The following is a 24,318-nucleotide window of genomic DNA, read 5'->3' as shown; positions in this document are numbered from 1 at the left end:
AACGATGGGTGAGATCGTGAAAATGTAATAACGCGAGATCTCGACAACATGGTAACAAGGAGCACTCGAGGGCGTGCGCGTCGAATGGAAGTGACCTAGACGATTCCCTTGTAATTCCCAGGTCTAACGCAAAATCAGTTTTCAAAAGTTCCGTTCCGAACAAAAACTGATCACGAAACTTGTAAGATTTTTGAAAAAACCTCAAACACATCGTGCCGGTGTCGTGCCGGTTGTTTGCGAGATCAAGGAATACTCGTTTGCAGAGGAGTCGAAAACGCCTTAAACCGAACAAAAAGTTTTCAGGCGCTTTCAAGCCCCTCTCGTCAGAGATTTACCTTGGAATGTGTCCCCACTAACTGACGAGCCCGCCGACTAACTGACGAGCAGCGAGTGATTTTTCAACTGATCGAGAACCTTGTCGATCGTCATCGTATGGATCGATCGCATATCCACGCTTTGCCCACCCTTGATATTAATATTCACCTTGCCTTGCTCGGCCAGCGATGCGAGATGATCGGCGAGCTGACCTTTGGTTTTCGTGCCATCGACGCTCTGTGTGATCAAACGCGTCAGGGGATCGAGATTGACCATCGAATGCCGTTGGGTGGTGACCGGTCCCCCTTGCGACGCTTGGAGGCGTACCAATTCGGATACCTTCGGGGTCGACGACAATTCCGTGACAAATCGGTCGGGAACGCAGCGGAACTCGACGTCACCTCGCACGACCAATTGCAACATATTGGTGGTCACAAGCTGCGAAATCGAAATCGATTCCCTTTCTCCGACTACGACCAACTCCGAAAGCTTTTTCTCGACCACCTTGCACAACTCGGGGACATCCAGCGATCGAGGCCACGATTCCACCAACGCGAACATCAATGCTTTCAACGCCGAGTGCTTCGTTTGGAGTTTTCGGCCGTTCGGGCACTTGAAGGCGACTTCGACTTCGGGGCTGAGGTTGTTCATCAAACTGGGGTCTTCCACTTTGATGTTGCCAGCGTATCGGACACCCTCCATGCGCGATGGACTGATGTGCCGATCCAATTTCACATCCGCTCGGCAAAGTAGCGATTGCCGAAACATTCGATTGGTCACGAAGTCCGTATATTGGCTCCGATGGTACACGTCGGTGGTCAGCTTCGAAAGTGCATCGGCCGCTTTGGGAGGGAGATTGCTGGTGATCATCGACGCGAGACTCGTCTCACCCAGGAACTGAAGCCCGTACCCCTTGGCCATCTCCATGAACTGATAAAAGAACATCGGCCGATTGTTCTCTTCCAAGTGCTCGTGGAAGAGATAGGAATCGGGATGCTTGGTGAGCAACTCCAATTCGGATTTCAGTACCTGCGCATAAGGAGTGGTTTGCCCCTCCGTACTCGTCACGATAAACGATAGAAGCGCTCTAGCTTGCTGAATTTTGCTCGCAGGATCAGGCAGGTTGGATACATGATACAGCATCATCTGCCGAATCATCCCTCGCATGAACCAACCTGGGTAAGCGTTGTAGCTGATGTAAGCGACTCCATGGGGCGTCAAACGCTCTTGGCATATTTCCAAGATCCGCTGCTGCGCGACGGGCGGTACCCACGAAAAGACTCCGTGGCAGAGGATGTAGTCAAACTCGCCATACGTATCGTTAATCGCTTGAAAGTCTTCTGCGATCAATCGGATATTGCTCAGCCCCAAAGCCTGAACAATCTTTTGGCCATCCGAGATCTGCTTGGAGGAGAGGTCGACTCCCACAACCGTTGCGTTCGGAAACTGATCTGCAAGAGGAATAATGTTTCCGCCGCTGGCGCATCCCAATTCCAGAATTCTCGCGTTCTCAGGTAGCGTTGGTTCAAGCTTAAATAGCTTCGCTAAGGAATAGATGTGGTCGGGGTGCGTCGCTTCGAAGGGGTGGCTCGGGTAAGGAATCTCGTCATACGAATAGGTCGATTCCTTCGCAATTCCAGAAAGTTCAGTCACAGCGTTTCCTCGGGTCTTCTAAAAAATGATGTCGTTCAACAGAGAGAATTCAATAGCGTGCATGCGCCATAGTGCATCCAGGTAATAGCGCAATCCAGTTATAGTGCATTCAGGGCTGGCGGATGGCGTCGTCTCGGCAATCGCGTCAAGAGGATCATTCCCGTGCAAGCCAAGATCAGCGTACCAGGTTCAGGAACGGCAGTGATCGTCGGATACAAGAACTGACGCATCCCGTATTCGTCATTGGTAAGGGGGATGGCATTGCTCAAGGGGTTGTTGGGGCCGATCCCAAGCCCGTTGGATTCCATCAACAGGTCGACACCGCTCAAAGCAAACGTCGAGCTTGGAATGTTATAAAACGAAAGCCCCGCGGATTGCATCGGATCCAACGGATTCACTAAATGGGCCCAAGAGTTGTTCAGGGTCGCAAGCGGATTGGCGGACGAAAAATTGTCGTCGAGAAAAGCCCCTGTTAAATCAACATCCCCGAGCCCCACCGCGTGCCCAATTTCGTGGGTCAACAGCCGTCGAAATGTCTCGAGATTGTAAACAGCGTTCAGGTTGTTGTTGATCGTGATGTCGACGCCCGCGATGGCTGCGGTATTGGCATAGTTCTGAACGCCACTCGTTAGCGTCACTTCGGTAGGAGAAACCAACATGCCGGTGAACCCTCGCAATCCGGCATCTCCCGCATCCCAGCCGAACAAATCGATCTCGGCTCCCAGGTAATTCACACTGCCAAACGCATTCGCACCGACCACCTGCGTGGACAAATCCGAAACGAATGAGAGATTGGTACCTAGACCTGAAACGGGATCTACCGATTGCCAAGCTCCAAAGGATTGGTGGATGACCGCCTGAAACTCGCTCACGGTCGGGACTACCGACCACTGAAACCGATCACGGAAAGCTTCGTACGATCCCCCATGCAATGAATAGCGGATGCCCCCAGACAAGGATCGCTCCACTCCCCCAATCACAACCGGTGCTGCATCCCATCGCACCCCCGCCGTTGCAAATCCAGCCGTCTCGATGACACCCGCGTGAAGTTGGCTCGGTGCAGCGAACGCGCACAAAATCGCAGCTGAAATGAAAACAGAACGTGCATCAAAAGGTGCTTGTCTCATAACAGAGAGTCATTTCATGAATAGATTGAGCCTTGAAAACCAAGTCGGTAAATGGATCTGATTTGCTGGCACAAAAAAAGCTCCAGGAATCCTGGAGCTTTGATGCGTTCATTAGGTCAGCCAAGCTACTTTACGATCGGACCGTCTTGAACCGTCGTCTAGCTACGAGACCTACCAAAGAGCCACTAACGGCCAACAGCAACATGCTGCCTGGCTCGGGGACAGCGGAGATGGTTACTGTTCCGCCTGTCAGGCCAGGATTCACCGTGCCTGAAGCACCGAACATCAACGATTCGAATGAGGGTGCTCCCACAACGTTGATTGGATTAATTGCAAAGGTTCCAGTAGCTCCTGCAGCGACCGAGAAATTAACCTTGAAGAGCCCCGCATTGTTAACAACGCTAGGATTCAAAGCAAGATCCGCGAAATTCGTCGTAACCGTCATGCGCTCCAGCCCGCCAACTTCGTTGGCTGTCACTGTCGGTAGACTTGGGAACAACGGGGAATAGGGAGCGGATGAAAACGTCGCCGAGGTCAATTGAACCTGAGCAGCACTTAATCCTGTAAAGTTGGTTGGCTGAAGACTTACACCATAGCCAGTCATTGTTGGAAAACTGGCAATATCAATCGCTGGATTGTCACTGAATAAATAAACATTCGCCGAACCTACAGTCGGGTTCACCCCATCTGCAACTACGTTGACATCCTCGACGCGAAAGAAGAAACCTGCTTGGCAAACGCCCTGCGAAAATAGGCATGCCACTAAAACAAGGACGCGATACATAAGAGTACTCCATTAGGTGGTGTTGACCGACTCATCTTAATTATTAAGGAAGCTTGGTCAACAAATTTGTCGTATCAATTTGGTAAACACTCCCCAACGCATTGCGTTGGGGAGATTAATTTGCCTTAAAAGTCTGTATTCTTTTCCTTACACAGATCCTTCAGGCGTGTCGCCTGAAAATGCTCCCTCGTCCAGCACCAAGTCAAGTTCGTCGAAGGACTCCATGGCTCCGTCAACACCCGCAATTTCACTTTCGTAAGGATCCATTGCGATTGGCGACGGGGTCCATTCACCTATTTGACTTCGTAGCGAGCGGAGCACGGCTTCTTTTTCGTAGTCGCTGCCACCTGCGTTGCCAGAATTAAATCCTCCTGGCGCTCCAACGGGTAGAGAGTTAAGTGGAACGGAAAGTCGACCGAAGGTGATCGCGGCATCCGCGATATTGATCGTTCCGCTTCCATCCACATCCTTGAACATCGTGTACGGACTGGTGTTAGGAGCAGGGAAGGCGTTGGTTCCATCTGTCGATGCACCGATCGCTCCGAATGCCAAGCTTGCGTCTGCGATGTTAACCGTCGATAGGCGATCCACATCACCTGGCAGTACATTGAACGTGAAGTTGAATGCACCACCGGGCGTTCCATTACCCGAATCAAACGAGTCAGCATTGTTGGCCCACTCGCCATCCAGCGGTGTTCCAAGGTACGTGACGCTGTCCGAAACCAACAATCGCAATCGATCGTTCGTAATGTTTCCACTCAAGGTGAGTGTCGCAATATTGGTCGACGTGTCATAGGCTACGGAAGTAACCGATGGCGTGGCAGCACCCTGCAATCCGAAGAGGACGAAGTTAGCTGGGACCAAGGTTGCGGGATCAGGATCTTGGCTGAAGTTAACGAACAGCCTGTTGATATTCGCCCATGGAAGTGTCGTCGCTTGCGAAGCTCCGGCTGGAATCGAGAATCCTCGTTGCCCAACTGGTGCTCCCGTGTTGTCGACAAAGTCATTGAACGTTGCAGACCACGCAGAGGAGCCAGCTTTCACGCCCTGAACATTGAAGACTTGGAAGTCATTGTCCAGGATACCAACGACCGCTACATCCGTGGTGTCCACTACATGCAATCCAGGTCCGTTGACATAGGTCGTGCTGAGCGAAACACCGAATCCTTCCAGCCCTTCCACCAGCAGATCGTCCACAATCGTGAAGGTCACGGACTGAGGTGCCAAGCTTCCTGGACCAAACAGCAACGTTTGCGATCCGCTCGGTGCAAAGTCCGAAGGTGACCCGGCGGTCAGCGGTGTGTAGTCGACCGTGACCGGGACCGAAATTCCTTCCAGCTTGCTGCTGATCGAAACCTTGATCGTCGCCGATCCGTCTCCCTCGTTGACGACCAGATCTTCGATCGTGAACACGGCTTTGTCGTTGTCGATAATGTCGACCGCGGCATTGCCAATACCGATCGACGCAGGCTCCATACCCGGGAATCCACCATGAACTAGTCCAACCAACCCGACCTTTACAGTCTCGGTTGCTTCGACCAACAAGTCATCGTTGACGGAAACGTCGATCAAACCAGTTGTCTGTCCAGGTGGGATGAATATCGAACCTGAAAGAGCAACATAGTCACCAGATGGTCCCGCGGTCGCGGTTCCTCCGGCCGAACTGTAATTCACTGTCAATCCCGATAGTGGTGCTGGAACCGGGGTGATTCCGTCGTCCTTGGTAATCTTGATGATGAACGATCCGTTCGATACACCTTCTGTCCCATTGCCATTGTTGAACACGCTGACCAAGATTCCGTCGGCGTCATCGGCAATCGTGACGGTGTCGTTGTTCGCTCCACCGATCTTGATGTCCGCATTGCTCGGGGAGAGCAAACCGGTCAAGGTCAGTGTCACGGTCTCAGCCGATTCCACAGCAACGTCTTGCAGAACACTGACGTCGATCTTGGTCTCGGTTTGACCCGCTGGGATCGTGACCGTTCCACTCAACGCTTTGTAGTCCGCTCCGTTGGTCGCTTGGCCCACCCCGCCCGCGATCGAGTAAGTCACGACGGTAGCGGTATCGCTGACCTCGGACAAACTCACCGTGAACTGCCCGTCATCGAGTGGATCCTCGGACGCATTCGGATCGTTCGCCTTGATCGTTACGAGTGCTTGATCGTCATCGTAAATGGTGACCGTACCGGCTAACGTTCCCGTCAGGGTAACATCGGGGTCGCCACTCGTGATCTTGGTCAAGGTAACTACAACGGTCTCGTCGTCTTCCAGCTCCGCACTGTCCACCACCGTTACATCGATGAAGGCTGATGTCGCACCCGCTGGAATCGTGACGACGCCGGACAAGGCCTTGTAGTCAGAACCTGCCGAAGCCGATCCACCAACGGTGTAACTAATGATGGTCGGTGAGCTGGATACCGCAGTCTGAACCACGGTGAACTGTCCGTTTCCTTCGTTGAGGGTGTCGAACGGTTCGGATGCCAACGCATCGTTGGTGACCAAACTTACGGTTGCCGAATCGTCATCGGTAATGATTCCGGTCGCTTTGTCGTTGACGTCGGTGTTGCGGGTACCGGTCTTATCCTCCATCGAGACTTCGAACCGCTCATCACCAAAGGAATTGAGCAATCCACCTTCCACGATGGAATCGTTATTGACCCGCACACGGAACTTCTGACTGGTCGTCGAATTCGCTCCGAAGGTCACCTTCGAATTGTAAGCTCCAACGCCACCGTTGGCTGCGTCGTTGTCGTAATCGACTCCACCCACCGTTTGCGGTACCGGAACCGGCTTGGCAATGTTGAGGAAACTATCAAAGTCACCACCCACCGCCGTGAGGTCGGTGAATTTGATGTCGATGTCGGTGGCAACGTCGATCGGATTGCTTACCTTGACCTCAAACTCCATCTCGACGAAGGCAGGTGAACCGTCACCGGATGGTGATGTTCCGTCTGTTCCCTCAATCACGGTCACATCCGCAATGGTGAACACTGCCTTGTCGTCGTTCGTGATGGTCCCTGTCCCGACCGCACCCGCAATCACCAATGGCGATCCTGGGGTAGCCGAAGTCAAAGTGACTTTGAGGGTTTCGTTGGCTTCGACCAAGGTGTCGCCGTTGACATCGATCACGATGAACTGCGTTTCACCCGCAATTCCAGTAAAGGCAAGCGGGCTGCCGGTCAAGACGCTGTAATCGGATGGACCCGATTTGTTAGTCGTTACATCAGTCACCGAGAAGGAAACACTGAATCCACCGTCAACAGCTGTTGGGCTGGTGACCAGGAACTTCATCGCCACCGTACCACTGTCGGTCTCAACGACTATCGGACTCGAAATCGTCAGGACGCTTGCGTCGTCATCGAGGATGCTCACGGTCGCTGGAACTGGATCGGCAGTGATCGCCGCGACGTGCACTCCCTTGATCGATGTCAACTTGATGTCGACTGTCTCCGTGAACTCAGCCAGATTGTCTTCGAGAACTGGGACGGTCAAGACGGCGGTCGTATCTCCGGCGGAAATCGTTACCGTGCCTGTCACTGCCAGATTGAAGTCACTGCCATTGGTGGCCGTGGTAGTCCCTTGAATGACGTACTCAACAACCGTGTTTTCGTCGGAGTAGAACTTGCCATTGACTGGGTTGTAGTTCGGGTTGGTCGGTACCAACGTCAGCAAGAACTTGCCATCGATCGGTGCCCCAGCCTTGTTCTCGTCCCCATCCACCAACTTGCTCACCACGACCTTCGCGATATCTTGATCGACCGAGAAACCGGTCAAATCTTGAATGGTAACTGTCTTGAGGGATGGATCGGCCGAGATGCTCAGGTTGCTGGTCGCAGTGAGTTTGATCTTCACCGTCTCATCGTTCTCAATCACATTGTCGTCCAAGACATCGACGATAATCGTCGTCGAAGTTTGACCGGCAGGGACCGTCACGCTTCCAAGAGGAATTCCGAGCGTGATACCCGCTAGCTTATCGAGCAATTGATAATCGCCGCCAATACCTGGTGTTGCATCCCCGCTGGGGTCCAGCGAGAAGGTCACGACCGTGTTGGTCGAGGATGGGTTGGTCAAGAAGACGGTGAACACACCGTCGTTCGTCCCTGGCTCGAATCCAACTGGACTGGTCGCGATCAAGAACGCCGTCGAGGTATCGTCGTCCACAATGTTGACCGTACCCAGTTTGGTTCCAAGCGTCGCCCCTGGATCGGTCGGGCCTTCCAAACTCAGCAACTGAATATTGACCGTTTCGCTCGGCTCGACAAGGTTGTCCTGCAGAACGTCGACGGTCACCCAAGTCGACAATTGGCCGGCTGGTATCGTCGCGAGCGTTGTGGAAATCGTTGTGTAGTCGACGCCGCTTGTTGCGGAGCTCGCCAGGATCTTGTACTTCACAACCGTATCCGTTGCGGAGACATTTCCCTGCGAGATCACAAACTTACCATCGCTCGATACTAGAGGCTGACCAGACTCCGTTCCATCGACGCCGCTGACCGAAACGGTCGTTACGTCGTTGTCAACGATGACCTGTGTCGCTGGTGTCGCATCGATGGTCGGAACCGGTGCCGGCCCCCACTTGTAACTCGGTCCGGCGGTCGAGGCACCGGTGATCGCCAGCGTCAGGGTTTCGTCCCCTTCTAGCTTCAAATCGTCGATGACATCCACGCTCAACGTGAACTTGGTGGTGTTCGCGGGAATCGTCAACGTACCCGAGAGGGCTGCGACGTCAGCAAGGCCCGTATCGATATCGAAAGCTGGTGCAATAAACAATCCTGCTCCCGCGACGACACTGTACGTGACCACCGTCGGCTCAGGGAGCGGATTGGTCAATGTAAACGTGAACTGGGCATTGGAGCCACCTGGAGGGCCAGGTTCAGCACCTGGGCTGTCGGTCTTGGTCACCGCTACCTTGTACTCGAGATCGTTAATGGTCACGAACGCATTCGGTGTCGCGTTCAACACGCCATTGCCGTTCGAAACCGATGTGATCTGCAGTTGAACCGTCTCAGGTCCTTCTGTCACGTAATCGAGGAACGGCACAACAGGGAGCGATACCGAAGTCGTATTCGCAGGGATCGTTAACGTACCGGTAACATAGGTTGGACCTACGGAACCCGTTAGCGAGGATCCGTTGTAGTCAGGTGCCTTCCCATCCACGGCCAGCGATGCGAGTCCCGCTCCTCCAGCCGGATTGATAACCTGATAGGTGATCACCGTCGGTTTGTCGCTTGGGAAATTCAACTGGAATTGGAATTCGCCGTTTGTGGTTCCTTCCACGGCGTTCTTGATGGTCGCCACATTGTTGACTTCCAACACTTGCTCGTCGTCCAAAATCAAGACGGTCTTGCTGGTCGGCGTTCCAAAGATGCTTGGGTTCCCCGAGACGATCGAGTCCAATTTCAAGATGACCGACTCGCCGGCCGCTTCATTGATTCCATCATCGATTACCTCGATGGTGATCGTGGTGGACAAGAAGTTCGCAGGGATGGTGACCAAGGTTGGCAGCGCGTTGTAATCGCTTCCCGAGGTGGCAGTTCCTGTTACCGAGAGTGCCAACACCGTATCGGTGTCGCTCGGTACGGTCAAATTGATCACCGCCGTCCCGTTGATCGGTGAGAGCTTCGTGTTGCCCATCGTGTTTTCGTCGCCATTGACCACCGCACCGAACGAGATGAGTCCGAAGTCATTGTCGTTGATCGTTACCGTGCCCGTCACAGGTGAACCGAGAGTGATCTCGGGATCTACCGTCACGATCTTCGTGATCTTGAGATTCACCGTCTCAGGGAACTCGATCAAACTGTCATTGTTGGGGGTGATGAATACCGTGGTGCTTGTCGCGTTCGCAGGTATCACAATCGATCCCGGTGGAACGGGAACATAATCGCTTCCCGATACCGCTGTTCCCGTAAGAAGATCCTCGTAGTAGACCGTTACAGCCGAGCTAGATGGGTTGGTCATCACAATCATGAACTTGCCCTGCGTCCCTGGCTCGACTGCGTCGGACGTCCCGAAGACTTGTACTGTGGCCGTATCGGTGTCCACGATTTCAACGGTCGCGGAGAGATCCAAATCCACCGTCAAGTAGGGTCTGGCTCCGAAGATACCTTCCGAGCTAACAATCTTCGTTCCAATGAAAGGACTGTTCGGGAGGATGGCCCAACCGAAGTTTGGATTTCCACTGGACCAAGATTGCACGTTCGACGTGACGTTGATGGGAGTGGTTGAGAAGTTCGGCAAGATCGCCAAAGTACCGGCTGCCGAGGATTCCAAGCCATCCGGCTGGATCCCATTTCCTCCGAACACGGTATTCCAAGTTGCAGATCCTTCGGTCCAGCCACCGAACAGTTCGTGCAGCGTTACAGGCCCGCCGATCGACGTTGATAACGAGAGAACTGCGTTCTGAATAGGTGCCCCAGATGGAATAGCCGTCGGGCCGATGATCCCTCCAAACTTCAGCAAACCGTGCTCTGCAGCACTCGATGGAACAGGCAAGGAATCTGAATCGACCTGAATCGCCCCGCCATCGAAATTCACGGTCGGGAACGCGAGAGAAATGAAGGTGTCTTCACTGCTATTGTAAGTTCCCAGCCCTTGTTGGAATTTCAACGATGGGCCACCCAACGAACCAAGCTTGATCTGCGGATCACCCGAAGCGATCGAAGTCATGGTGACCTTCACCGTCTCGGTTCCTTCAACAATGTTGTCGTTGAATACGTCGACCAACACGGTTGCCGAAGTGCTGTTGGCAGGAATGGTTACCGATCCTGCAAGGGTCGCGTAATCATTGCCTGCTCCCGACGTGGCAGTACCCGAGATCGAGTAATTCACGACGGTGTTCGTAGCGCTGGGCTGGCTCAGGAAGAAGGTAAACTCTCCGTCGACGTCGCTAGCGGGATTGTCCTGTGCAGGCGACTTGGTCGCTTTCACCGAGACATACCCAGCGTCGTCGTCGCTGATCGAAACAAATCCCTGATCCAAACTCTTCGAAATCGTGATGTCACCCGCACCGCTCGATACGTTCAACAGCTTGATGCGGACCTTTTCCGTCTCTTCGATCAAATTGTCGTTGGTCGCGTCGACCGTAATCACGGCAGAGGTTTGATTTGCAGCGATTGTCACCGTGCCAGTGAGGGCCGGATAGTCCGAACCAGCTGTCGCATCATCGGGGTTTCCGGTCAAGACTTGATAGGTAACAACCGTGGGAGTTTCGCTCGAGGTGTAAACCCCAGCACTTGGGCTGTAAAGCTTCACGGCGAACGAAGCGGAATCGTTGTTGAGCGGTGTTTCGGTCGCTACCGAATCGATGACGCTCAACTCGACTTCTTGATCCGAGAAGATATTCACGGTCGCAGGTCCACCCGCTGGGGTGTAACCGATACCGCTGAGAACCTTGGTCACTTGAACGCGAACGGTTTCGGTTCCTTCGCTGATCCCATCATCGATCACATCGACCACCAACGTGGTGCTGGTTTGGAACGGTGCAAAGGTTACTTTCCCGGTTGGCCCCAGCGCGACGTAATCACCCCCTGGGGTCGCATCGTTGATGTTCCCAGTTAGAACCGAGTATTCGACCACAGTGGGCAATGGGCTTTGGCCACCCAACGTGATTTGGAACTTCCCGTTGGTGTTCCCTTCTGCAGCGTCGTCCAACTTGGTAATCGTCACGGTGCCCGATTCGTCGTCGATGATGTTCCCCGACGCGCTTCCGGACCCGGTCACACCCGGGCCACCGCTGACAGAAACGATCTCGATAACAACGGTCTCGTTTCCTTCAAAGAGCCCATCATCGAAAACACCCGTTGCATCGATCTCCACCGTCGCAGACTGAGGTGAAGCCCCTGCTGGAATGGTGACAGTCCCGGTGAGGAAACCAAAATCAACTCCCTCCACCGCAGTGCTCAATGCATTCACTTTGTACGTGACGACCGTAGGAACGACGGTTATGCCTGTCCCGACGGTTTCAAAGGTGAATACACCCTTCGAGCCACCTTCAAATGTATCGGTTGTCTTTGATACTTGGACGGTCAAGCTGTCGTTGTCGACAATCACCAGTTGATCCGTGGGGGAACCAACGCCAACCGAGATATTGGAGTCGGTCGGTGTGAGCAGCTTGGTAATCGAAATGATGACGGTTTCGTTGGCCTCAAGCTCTAGATCATTGAATTTGCCAAAGACGTCGATGATGACATCGGTCGAGGACGAATACGCGGGAATCGTCGCGGTACCTGTCAGCGGAGCAAAGTCCACTCCTTGTGTAGCCGACCCGGTGATCGTGTACTCGATCACGGTGTCGCGATCGCTCGTGGTCAGCTTGCCAATCGGATATCCAGGTGGTTCTGCCAAGAAGAAGGTGAATTTGCCGTTGCTAACACCTTCGACGGCCGGCGAGAACGTGGCATCGACGTCCACCACACCCAAATCCTCATCTTGGAAGAGCATCGAGGCGGAGGGAGCAGCCAGGGTAATCTGTGGGTCAGTGGTGGTCTTGGTCGCCAGCTTGACCACCAGCGTTTCATCTTCTTCGATCAAAGCCGAATCGATGACCGGAACGGTCAACGTCGTCGAAGTTGTGTTGGCAGCGATAGTGACGGTCAGCGTCTGTGCCAAGCTATGATCGGCAGGATCCGAAACCTTGCCGTTCAACAAGCTTTTCGTGGTCGAGTTGATGTTGTCGACGACCACTTCCACGACCGTGTTCGAAGAACTCTTCAAGCTTTGCGTGAAGGTGAAGACACCGTTGGTTCCGGGCTCAAGAGCCGTGGTGGAAGTCACCGTTACCGTCGCATTATCATCATCGAGGATCTGAGTCACCGCATTCCGGGAAACGTCCGTGGCTGTCCCGCTTTGAAAGCTGATATTGCTGTCCGACAAGGTAATCGCGTCGAGCCGAACTTTGATGTCTTCATTGGGTTCGACCAAGCTATCGCCGATCGAGCTCATGATCAGGGGAACATTCGTGCTTCCAGCTCCGATCACCCCGTAGTTCTGGGCTCCCGGTACCGACAAGTGGAGTCGATAGCTTTGAGCCGCTGTCGCTCCTGTGGTCGCTCCAGCACTCGCTCCACTGCTATTCGCACTCGCGGGATCCGTTCCTGCCGTGACGCGCACATAAAAAATGCCTGCACCGGGCAGATTGACGGAGACTTGGGAGTCGGTCGTGTTGGGACCACCACCACTACCGCTACCTTCATAGAAGTTATCGTTGGAGCCGAGCAGCGTACCGTTGCTGTCGAAGACTTCCAGGAAGGAATTGAAACCACCCGTGGTGGTATCGATATCAAAGACCGACGCGCCTCCTGTAGAGGTATAGAACGCATACACGTCGGCGGTACTGTTATTAGTTGCCGTGGTGCTGTTGACGGTCAAGTGGGGAACGGTGGTCGAGTTCGCAATGTCCGGATCGTTGTTGAGCGAGAAGCCTGCCAGCCCTTGTGCTCCCGATGCAAACTGCTGTGGACCAAACACAAAATCGTTTGCTTCGATTTCGGGAACCAGTCCAAACGTGAAGTCGGTTCCTTCGGTGGCGGTCGTGCCGGCGATCAACGAATACTTGACGACCGTCGGAGAACTGGCAGCTTGGGTTTGCAAAATCTTGGCCGTGGAAACTCCACCTGACTCGCTCACTGTCGCCGATGAAAATGCCCCGATGGATACCTTCGCCGTGTCAGGGGTGTCAGCGATGGTGATGGATGCGTTGTTGGTGCCGCCCACCACGATCAATGGATTGGCCGATGACAACGTGATCGTCGCTTCGACGGTTTCGTTGGTCTCGACCAAATTGTCGTCGTTGATGGTTACCGCCACCACCGTGCTTTGGCTACCGGCAGGAATCGTCGCACTGACAGCGGAATTGTAATCGGCGAAGGAAGCGGTTGTTATCGTGTTCCCGGGAAGGGTGTAATTCATGTTCACCACAGCAGCCTTGTCGCTCGGTGACCCAACATACTCCACGGTGAACTCGCCTGGATCGGTCCCGCCAGCATTCTCGGTGGCGGTCGCGTCCGAGGCTACGATTCGAATCGTCGGAGCGGTCTCGTTGTCGATAATCCCAATCTGGGCATCGGCTTTCGACCCAATTGCTTCACTCGAAGAGGTGACGATCGCTACCTTGACCGTCTCGTTGCCGCCGTCGTACAAGTTGTCGTCGATCGCATCGATGTCGATCACGAGGCTGGTGGACCCAGCTGGGATGGTGACGTTTACCGTGGATGGCTTGCCAAACTCATAAATCTTCACGCTCGCAGCGGTCGCCACAAAGTCGGCGTTCTCGGTATTGGCAAAGCCGGCTGACGTGTCGAACGCCAACGTGACCACTTCGTTTCCGACGGTTCCACTTCGCGTCAAGAAGAATTGGCCGTTTTGAACCGGGCCACCTTCCTGCAGATTCGAGTCATTGGTGAAGATATCCACCGCGAGCAGCTTTCGCTCTTCCAATCCCTCGCACAACGCCGTTCGGAAGTAGCTTTGCCGAACCGCATGCGAACGACGCGATGTCGCTTTACCCCACCCCTTGGGCGACAACCCCAAGATCGCCAAAAAGGCCGCCCACAAAGTCTTCGCTTGCCCGGTGGCCCAATGCAGAAGACCCAAAGAGGGTGTCCGGAAGGTGCGCGTCCACCAAGCCACCTTGGCCTGGTATCGCATCACAAAACTCTCCGCAGACTTGCGGACTTGGTTCCTCATCAGGAAGGCCTTCTCGCGAATCCGAGCAGTACGTGCAGCAGATTTGGCGGAATCACGGTGGGAGCGACGAATCATAATAAATCTCTCGAACTAACAGTTGCAGCAACAAGATGAATACGAAAGTCAGCGACGAAGCCGATCCGAAGACCCTTAACACCAATTGAGTTCAGTGGGCTAACTGAGGTCAGCGGGCTAACTGAGTTCAGCAGGCTAATTGAGTTAAGCAGGCTCGAAGGAAGCTGGGCAACTTTCAACGATGTAATCACAAAGAAGGCGGGGTTGGTTTTGGGCGGCGGCAAAGTTGACACGGAAGGAACAATCCTTCCATCCGACACAAGCTTCGTAATCTAGATGGGCATTACATGCCGTCAAGTAATGGGAACGTGCGCGCTCGTCGGTCAAGCTTCCGGATGTCGCAAAATAGCGCGCTAAATCTTCAAAATAGATTGTTCGCTTTCACACAACTTTGTTTTGAGATCGGAAAACAACGCATCATTGCCAAAGCGCAGAACAAGAAGATGCACCGGTAGAACTGTGATATGACCAAGCAATTCGTTGATGCGCAAGCCATCGTGTGTTGCAGGGATTGTCGAGTTCGCAAATTGGATGCAACGTGCCAATCCATTCGTATCGATCGCACGAGAATGCAAAAATGGAGTGCCGGTAGCGTGCCGGAACGCGACCGGCATCCAATCAAAAAAAGGTCTGTTTTGCGGTTGTCACGCTTGCGTTGATTCGCGAATCGTGAATCGAACCGATCCCTTATCGCTCTCCATCTTCACGCTGCGATACAACGTGAGCCGCCCTTGCGCTAGCCGCGGGTTTCTTCATCGTTAACGTATGAACTCCTCCCTAAAACCAAACCATTCCCTGTCAATCCACATCGAGTAGAACGTGTGAGGAACGCACATCGTGCCGGTTTGGATGTTCCGCGAACGAATGCCGCTTCATGCTTGGTTCGCGAACGTCTTGGGTTAGAATGAACCCGGATTTTTGCGAACGAACGAGCGAGAGGACGCCGCTTGATGCCTCACTCAGATATCTCTGCGATAAGACTCGCTCGCTGGTTCCCTCTATGGATTCTTACCCTGCAACGCCTGCGTCCCTATGAATGCTCTCGCCGAACAAATTCAAACGGCTTTGAACCACCATCAAAACGGCTCGATGGGACAAGCCGAATCGCTCTACCGCGAGATTCTTGACCAACAATCGGATTGCGTCGATGCGATCTACCTCCTCGGTGCATTGCTCGTCCAATCCAACCGAGCCTCCGAAGCGATCGCGATACTCCAACAAGGAGTAACGCTCTATCCGAATCACGCTCCCATCCTCGTAAACCTGGGGACGGCATACTCGCGACTGGATAACCTGAGCTCCGCCGAACACCACTACCGTCTCGCTCTCGCTGCCGACCCTCGCTCGTTCGACGGCCTAAAAAATCTTGCTTCCAACCAAATCAAACAAGGGAAACTGGAAGACGCGATCCCGTTGCTAGAACGGGCCCTCCAAGTCGATCCTTCCTCGTTCGACTCCCGATTGTCGCTCGCTCTTACCTTGACCAAAACGGGCAAGAACGATGCGGCGATCCCCCACTACCGCTCCTTGCTGGCCAAGTCCCCCGACCACCGCGCTACCCTCATCGGCTACGGTCAAAGCTTGCTCAAGGAAGAGGTCCCAAGCGAGGAAGGAGTAAAGGTCTGGAAGCGAATTGTCGAACTGCATCCCAGACACGCGGGCATGTTGAACAACTACGCAACCGTTCTTAAGAACACCAAACAATATCCGGCAGCCGAAGCCGCTTGCCGCGAAGCCCTCACGCTTCTCCCTGACTTCTTCTCGGTCTGGTGCAACCTGGCGATCATCTTGGCGGCTCAAAACCGATTCGAAGAGTCTTGCCTCGCGTTCGAACAAACCCTCCAACTGGGCCACCGTCGATCGGAACTCAATCCCACTCTCCCCCCGTACGCTGCGATCTCCGACGAGACTTGGAGCGAATTCGGTACCATCGCCGCTTGCCAACTCGCCGCCTGCCGAAACGTTCTGGGCCATACGCCGCTCGCTTGGGAGGCCATCGAAACAGCCCTGCAAATCAAACCGAAGGACACGGAATCCCTCATGATGAAGGGCTTCCTCCACCTGCAGTCGGGGCAATTCGAACAAGGCTGGCCTCTCTACGAAATCAGGAAGCTCAGCAAACACAAACCACGCTCCTTCCCTCAACCAGAATGGGATGGATCCCCCCTTCACGGCCGCCATCTTTTGATCCACGCCGAGCAAGGACTCGGGGACTCGCTCCAATTCATCCGCTACGCCCAGATCGCTCACGAGATGGGTGGGAAGATCCACTTTCTCTCGCATCGATCTCTTGTTCCCCTCCTGAGCGCCTGCCCCTATCTCGCAAGCGTGATCGCCGACGGGGATCCACTCCCCGAATACGATCTCCATATCCCTCTGATGAGTTTGCCATTCGCCCTTCGCACGACCTGGGACTCGGTCCCCAAAAGCGTCCCTTACCTGACTCCTTCCCCCACCCTCACGGAGCAGTGGAAATCGAAACTGAATCCCTATCCCGGTTTCCGGATCGGGATCGGGTGGCAAGGGAACCCGAACTTCGCGAACGATGAAGTCCGCAGAGTCCCCTTGAAGATGTTTCGATCCCTTGCGTCTCTACCAGGCGTCCGATTGATCTGCCTGCAACAGCGGGAAGGGATGGAACAACTCGCGGACATCGACTTTGAATTGATTCGCTTCGACAACCTCGATGCCAACGCCGGGGCTTTCATGGACACTGCTGCGATCATTCAAAACCTGGATCTGGTCATCTCACCTTGCACCGCGATCCCTCACCTCACCGGTGCCCTGGGACGCCCCATCTGGCTTGCGAAATCCTTTGCCGCGGAATGGCGTTGGATGTTCGACGATCGCGAGGAGAACCCGTGGTATCCGACGATGACGATGTTCCGACAGCCGAAACTTTGGGATTGGGAGTCGGTCTTCGCTCGCATGCGGGAGCGACTTGTTGCAATCCTGGAATCCCATGGACCAAGTGGAAACCCAGCGGCATGAACTCTCTCTCCCCTTCGGAATATGTTGCAGCTCTCTTGACCAAAGGGGTCGCGCTGCAACAGGACGGAAAACTCGCTGCAGCGCAGTCTCTCTATCAGCAAGTGCTCCAGATATCGCCGGAGCAACCCGATGCACTGCACCTCCTGGGACTCATTGAGATGGCCGGCGGCAACTATTCGGCCGCGATTGTATCCATCCAACGGGCCTTGCAAAGCAGCCCCGCCAGCAGTGTCTTTCTCGGCAACCTCGGCGTCGCCCTTCGCCACGCAGGCCGCATCGAGGAAGCGATCGATACCTACCGCCGCGCCCTCCAATTCTCCCCCGATGCGAGCGATACCTGGTTCAATCTGGGCAAGGCCTACCGTTTGCAATCTCGCAATGACGAAGCCGAAGTGGCCTTTCGAAATGCCATTGAATCCTCTCCCACGACAGTCTCTCCCTACCTAAGCCTCCTTCGTCTCCTCTCTGAAGAACGACGACTGGACGAGGCGCTCACGTGGGCCGATCTGGCGATCGAGCGATGCCGTCCGAACGTGGAGTTGCACCTTTCAAAAGGTGCCGTAATGAAGCGACTGGGCCGAATCGATGAAGCGATCGCGCAATACACCAAGGCGATGGAGCTCTGCCCCACCAGCATCGATGCCCTGACGCGCCTTGCATCGACCCATATCGCGCGGCACGAGATCGAAGAAGGAAAACGCTGGCTCGATCGCGCATTCGAGCAGTCGCCCAATCACCATTTGGTCCTCAATGCAATCGGTCTTCTGCAAACGACCCTTGGCAATGCGACGGCCGCCGTTTCCTTTTTGGAACGATCCCTTTCGGAGAATCCATCCTACGCAACGACCTTTTGCAACTACAGCAATGCCCTTCGCAAACTGGGGCGATTATCCGACGCCCTCGATGCCATCCAAAAGGGCAGGGAGCTGGATCCGAAGAATCACGAGACGCTATTGCTCGAAGCCGGATGCTGCTTGAGCGTCGGCGACATCGAAACCGCGATAGAGCGATTTCGATCGGCAATCGAGCTGCGAGGCAGAGTCCGCGATGCCCACGATGGTCTCCTCATGGCCATGCAATACCACCCCGACATCACACCTGAAAAGCTCTTGGAAGAACATGACCTCTGGTGGCAAAGCGTTGCTCCCGAAACCGAACAAGGTGCTGCACCGGACCATTGCGCCTTTGCGAGCGTTGCGCGCAACACAAGTCTTCCTCAACGCGACCGTCCGCTTCGCATTGGATTCACCTCGGCCGATCTCGGCGCCCACCCCGTGGGTTACTTCACCTATCTGCTGTTCAAGCACCTGGATCGCGGCAGCTTCCAGACGTTTGTTTACTCGGATCGTATCGGACGGGATTGGCTTGCGGCGAAGATCGAATCGGAGACGTATCGGTGGTTGGATACAGCGGCGTGGAGCGATGAAGTCCTACGCGATCGGATTCAATCCGATGAGATCGATATCTTGTTCGATTTATCGGGTCACACCGCCCACAACCGGCTTGGTGTTTTCGCATCGCGGGCCGCACCCGTTCAAATCAGTTGGGCAGGCTATGTCGGGACGACTGGATTGCGAACGATGGATTTTCTGTTAGCGGATCGGTTTCATATTCCGCCTGGGTTCGAATCGGTATACACCGAGAAGATACTGCGGATGCCACATGGATATGTCACCTACACACCGCCCGACGAAGCGCCGGAGGTTGGCGAGTTGCCGGCGGTGCGGAATGGGTTTGTAACGTTTGGAGCCATGTGCAATCCGGCCAAGATCAATCGCCGGGTTTTGATGCATTGGGGCGAGATATTGCGAAGGATCCCCAGTGCGAGGTTGTTGCTTTGTTACACGGGGATGCCCGATCGATTGAATCGTCAGCGCATCGAGTCAGCGTTGAGTGAGTTTGGATGTGGCGAGCGGATCGAGTTCGATCAGACCACCGGGGCAGCGTCGTTGATGGAGCGTTACAACCGCGTCGACATTGCGCTCGACACGTTTCCTTATTCGGGTGGGCTCACCACGATCGAAGCCATGTGGATGGGAGTCCCCACGATCACTTGGCCGCATCGCACATTTGCCGGAAGGCATTCCCTAAGCCATCTAGCCAACGTCGGCCTCACCGAGTTCATTGCATCCTCATCGGAGGAGTACATCGAAAAAGCGTGCGCTTGGGCAGGCAATCTAGAAGCCTTGCGAGAACTCCGTCGCACCTTGCGCCATCGCGTCCTGAGCTCCCCCCTCTGCAACGGCGAGCAATTCGCAAAAGACTTCGAAGAGAAGATGCGAGTGGCGAGTAGCGAGTAGCGAGGTGCGAGGGGCGAGGGGCGAGAGCATGGAGCATGGAGCATGGAGCATGGAGGTTTTTTGGCTGAAGGCCATGCACACCATAGCCTAGGGCAACGCCCTAGGTCCAGGCCCCCCAACGATCTGATTGGCTGAAGGCCATAAACAAAACCGTTGCGTGCCAGGGGCGATTGCACAAATTACCGAACCAATGCACATTCCTCGCGTTCCGGGTTTTTTGGCTGAAAGCCATGCACACCATAGCCTAGGGCAACACCCTAGGTTTTGCCCCCCGACGGATCTCATTGGCTGAAAGCCATAAACAAAACCGTGGCGTGTTAGGGGGCATTGCACCAGATGCACCTTCAGCGCGCATGGCCTTCGGCCGAAGAATCGTTGTTGATGCCCTACAGGCAAAAAACCGTCCGCGGGCGCATACCTAGGGCGTTGCCCTAGGCTATGTTGTGCATGGCCGTTGGCCAACCAAGCCAATTATGCACGCCCAACCTAGGGCGTTGCCCTAGGCTATGTTGTCCATGGCCGTTGGCCAAAAAACCCGCCATGCTCCATGCTCCATGCTCCATGCCCCATGCTCCATGCTCCATGCCCCATGCTCCATGCCCCATGCTCCATGCTCCATGCCCCATGCTCCATGCTCCATGCCCCATGCCCCATGCCCCATGCTCCATGCCCCATGCTCCATGCTCCATGCTCCATGCTCCATGCCCCCTGCCCCCTGCCCCATGCCCCATGCCCCATGTTCCCTCGCCACTCGCCACTCGCCACTCTCTTCCTCGCCCCTCCTAAAACTTTCTTGACTTTTCTTTCCTGCGTGCACCGGTGCCCAAGGCGACTCTCGCCACCCTAAACGACCGGGAGGGGCGACCAGCTTGACGCCAAAAGAGGGGCCCCTGGTGTGCTCCCTTGACCCGGCACGCTAAACGCGCCGTAAATTCTTGACCCCTCTCCCCCACGCGACTAACCTGGATCGTATCCGGACGAAGCGCTCCGATCCTGACAATGAGATTGCTCGCGATGTTTACGAGGATTTGATGTCCATGCCCACCTTTGTCGAAGACTCCGTGGATGCGGCCCCACCTTCGACCCGATACGTCCGACTCGACACTGTCGACCGGCACGCTGCCCACACGCTACATCAATATTGCCGAACCAATACCCGCACCAATCGCCTGGCCACCCAGCTGGCGAACCGGTCAAATTTTCAAGCCTTCGCGACCGCCCTTCCCATTCTACTGGCGGATTTCCTGGCCTTAACCCTCTGCTCACTCGCCGCATTTGCTTTGGCCGGAATCGCCTTCGGAGCCTACAATTCTCTGCTCGTTCGGCCCGAATTCTACGCCTTCCTCGCACTAACTGTCCTCCCAATCGGCCATTTGGCGGGTCTCTACCCCGGTTTGGGATTGGGCTCGATTCTGGAGTTCCGGCAGCTGGCCCGGACCCTCTTCGCGACCTTGATCGTCTTTGGTGGGATCGGCTGGTTTGCATTCCCCGGCGCCCGATTGGAATTCTTGATCGGCTGGAGTTTGCTTGCGGCGGTTTGCCTTCCCTTCATGATGACCGTCCGGTTTTTCGCACGGGCGGTGGCCAAGCGGCTGTCGTGGTGGGGCGTCCCGACACTCATCGTCGCCGAGCCGGGCCGAGGGGCCGAGTTGTATCGCCGGATGCAGTGTGAAGTGGAGCAAGGCTTCCGGCCGGTGGGGCTTTTGCTGGACCCCGACGATTACTGGACCGCATCGCAATCCGCGAATGCCCCGTCCGCTCCCCCACCGACCGTCCCGATCTATGACATTCGGCGGATCAATGAAGTGGCCGAGAAGGAGGGGGTGACCTGGGTCATCGTCTCCCCGTGTGCCAACCGGGAGGTCGCGCCGATGCTGGACCATACCCTCGCGGCCATTCCGAACCGGATTTTGCTATCGTCCAACGCGTTGGATTTGAGCATTTGGGATCAGATGTTCTGCGTCGGATCGACCACTGGACTGCGATTCGGGGGTGGGCATCCCGGGACGATGAAGCTGTTGGCCAAGCGATTTGTCGACATCGTCCTGACCAGTGCCGCGTTGGTGGTCGGGGCCCCTGTTTTGGCCGCCCTTTGTTTGATGATCCGGCTCAATTCCCGCGGCCCGATCTTTTATGCCCAGAAGCGGATTGGGTTAGGAGGTCGCGAGTTTAGGGCTTGGAAGTTCCGAACCATGCAGCCCAACGCCGACAAAGTCCTCGATCAGTACTTGGCCACCCATCCCGCGGCTCGGGAGGAGTGGGATCGGACGCACAAGTTGGCCAATGACCCGCGGGTCACATCGATTGGGAAGATTTTGCGGGCCACCAGCATCGACGAGCTCCCGCAGTTGTGGAATGTGTTGAGGGGAGAGATGAGTTTGGTGGGACCAAGGCCCATAGTCGATTCCCCGACTTATGATGCCGCTTATGTGAGGGAGTATCCCGACGAGTTCAATGCGTACAAGTCCGTGAGGCCGGGATTGACCGGATTGTGGCAAGTGAAGTGTCGGAATTCAGGAGTCTACGAGTTACGGATTTATTGGGATATGTACTACATTCGGAACTGGTGCATCTGGTTGGATCTGTATTTGATCCTTCGGACCATAAAAACGGTCCTCATGCGCGAGGGAGCGTAGTAGAACGGAAGGTTCGTAGTTCCTAGTTCGTGGTTCCTGGTGCGAAGAGCATGGAGCATGGAGCGAAGAGCACGGAGCAGGGAGCACGGAGCAGGGAGCAGGGAGCAGGGAGCAGGGAGCAGGGAGCACGGAGCAGGGAGCACGGAGCATGGTGGTAAAGCCCTAGTCCGAATCCTTAGCTTTTGCTTTTGCTTTTGCTCCCCTCGCCCCGCTTCGGGGAGAGGGGCAGGGGGGTGAGGGGTTTGGCCCCTTTGAGGGGTGTGTAAGGGGTTTTGCCCCTTTGAAGGCTGAGCGCCCCAGTGGAAGCCTCGACCTCGAAAGCTCCCAGCGAACCTTAGGCATCCTTGGCCACCTCGTCCCTTGCACCGCCCCAAGCCCTAAAAACTTGCCCCCAAGTTCCAAAACCAAGAACCAAGCACCAAGAACCAACAACGGTTTTCCTGGGTTTTCCCTTCGGTTGCCACCCTCGCGAGTGTCACCCACAGGAACGAAGTGCGCCCGTATCTCATATCCCTTGTGCAGTCTCATACGGGTATTCCCACCCTCGGGGTAAGCAGAATTCGCTCCTTGTCCATGGTTCGTTGTCACTAATGCCGCGCAGGCTTATGCGCGGCAGAGCTACAGCAATTGATGCCGAGACAAGAAAAACAGGTTGCAGTCTATCTTCCATAAGAGCTTACGACCGAATCACGAGCAGATAGATCGAAACTCTCAGTCGAAGCCGGCGAGTCGTGTATTGGAATCCGGATTTGTTAATATCCTTTCATTTGTCGAATGAACCTCAATCGGCTAACCCGAAACTTCTTTTGCGGATAGCATCGATCGTAAAGTCCATAACCTGTTATCCCGGTCCAATAGGTATTGCTGCGGCTGACGTTTTGTTCATAAGTTAGAGCGGGATTTTTCGCTTTACGTAGCACAAGAATAATTGCTCATGATGCGTCCACCAAAACGAACTTCGTTCAAGCATCTCTATTTGATGATAGTTAGTGACGCTCGGGCATATGGACCAGGATTTTTCAAGCGTCCTGGATTTTACGCGGTGCTCGACTATCGCCTGCGAAATGCTCGTCGGCGAGGCCGAGTGACGAGCGTCATACTTTTTCCAATTTGTGCGTTATTGCATATATTCGTTTCGATCTTCTTGGATGTCGAGATTCCGTCTACGACTCGGATTGGTGCCTACTTTTGCTTACCACATCCAACCGGTGTGATCATCGCAGCTAAAGCAAGAATAGCTAGCCGTGTAACAGTTTTCCAACAAGTGACGTTGGGTGAGTGGAATTCCTGTACGCCAAGAATCCGTTCCTTTGTTTCGATTTTTGCCGGAGCGAAGGTTATAGGTGATGTGGTCGTCGGAAAGAGAGCCTTTGTCGGTGCAAATGCAGTAGTTGTAAAAAACGTTCCAAGTTGGTGCACTGCAGTTGGCGTTCCCGCATCCATTCGACCTCGCAATGTACCTTGCTAAGGAAAGTTGAACGACAAATATTGTAACGTGTCACGGTTACACACGAAAGATATCGACATGCTAGTTGGTCTTTACACTTGTTAAAGTGTGTGGGTGTCCTTACCGCAAATGAGATCCGCGCATTTGCAGTGCGGGGCCGCTGAATGATTCCGTAGTGCTATAATAATTGTACCATGGATTAATAACGGGATATGATGGTTTTGGTTGGGATAAATGTTCGGTCGATTTATTTTGGATGAGTAAGCATTTTTTGAAGCATTCAGCGATTTAAGTAATTAATAGCCCGTAA

The 24,318-nt window shown here is 54.6% G+C and carries 8 protein-coding genes; 3 read left to right on the top strand and 5 right to left on the bottom strand.

Translation table 11 applies throughout. The features are described from left to right. Positions 1–372: 372 nt before the first annotated feature. From SH467x_RS20890 to SH467x_RS20875, 4 genes are all read right to left on the bottom strand, one after another. The gene (locus SH467x_RS20890; RefSeq protein ID WP_482369029.1) at positions 373–1,968 is read right to left on the bottom strand and encodes a methyltransferase regulatory domain-containing protein; all 1,596 of its coding nucleotides are present in this window, start codon (positions 1,966–1,968) and stop codon (positions 373–375) included. Between the two features lie 98 nt (positions 1,969–2,066). After that, on the bottom strand, positions 2,067–3,095 hold the full coding sequence (locus tag SH467x_RS20885; protein WP_482369028.1) for a zinc metalloprotease: 1,029 nt from the start codon (positions 3,093–3,095) through the stop codon (positions 2,067–2,069). Between the two features lie 130 nt (positions 3,096–3,225). Beyond that, positions 3,226–3,879 carry a PEP-CTERM sorting domain-containing protein gene (locus tag SH467x_RS20880; protein ID WP_482369027.1) on the bottom strand — a complete coding sequence of 218 codons (654 nt, stop codon included), beginning with the start codon at positions 3,877–3,879 and terminating at the stop codon, positions 3,226–3,228. A gap of 147 nt (positions 3,880–4,026) precedes the next feature. Beyond that, a complete protein-coding gene (locus SH467x_RS20875) occupies positions 4,027–14,559 on the bottom strand; it encodes a Calx-beta domain-containing protein (protein ID WP_482369026.1) in 10,533 nt (3,510 codons plus the stop codon). Between the two features lie 1,107 nt (positions 14,560–15,666). On the opposite strand from SH467x_RS20875, the gene SH467x_RS20870 reads away from it, so the two are divergent. Both SH467x_RS20870 and SH467x_RS20865 read left to right on the top strand, forming a co-directional pair. Next, the gene (locus SH467x_RS20870) at positions 15,667–17,625 is read left to right on the top strand and encodes a tetratricopeptide repeat protein (protein ID WP_482369025.1); all 1,959 of its coding nucleotides are present in this window, start codon (positions 15,667–15,669) and stop codon (positions 17,623–17,625) included. Then, complete coding sequence (locus SH467x_RS20865) at positions 17,622–19,925, top strand: tetratricopeptide repeat protein (protein ID WP_482369024.1); 2,304 nt, start codon at positions 17,622–17,624, stop codon at positions 19,923–19,925. The genes SH467x_RS20870 and SH467x_RS20865 overlap by 4 nt, the downstream gene beginning before the upstream one ends. A 499-nt stretch (positions 19,926–20,424) precedes the next feature. Here SH467x_RS20865 and SH467x_RS20860 read toward each other — a convergent pair whose 3' ends face one another. After that, on the bottom strand, positions 20,425–20,676 hold the full coding sequence (locus SH467x_RS20860) for a hypothetical protein (RefSeq protein ID WP_482369023.1): 252 nt from the start codon (positions 20,674–20,676) through the stop codon (positions 20,425–20,427). Positions 20,677–20,962: 286 nt separating this feature from the next. Here SH467x_RS20860 and SH467x_RS20855 point away from each other — a divergent pair, with 286 nt between their 5' ends. After that, the gene (locus tag SH467x_RS20855; protein WP_482369022.1) at positions 20,963–22,561 is read left to right on the top strand and encodes an exopolysaccharide biosynthesis polyprenyl glycosylphosphotransferase; all 1,599 of its coding nucleotides are present in this window, start codon (positions 20,963–20,965) and stop codon (positions 22,559–22,561) included. Positions 22,562–24,318: the final 1,757 nt, after the last annotated feature.

The organism is Brakhagea slesvicensis (genome assembly GCF_052161625.1).
Classification (GTDB): Bacteria; Planctomycetota; Planctomycetia; order Pirellulales; family Pirellulaceae; genus JBKCUI01.
Note: the sequence above shows the minus strand (reverse complement) of the source record. Positions and strands in the feature narration are given on the sequence as shown.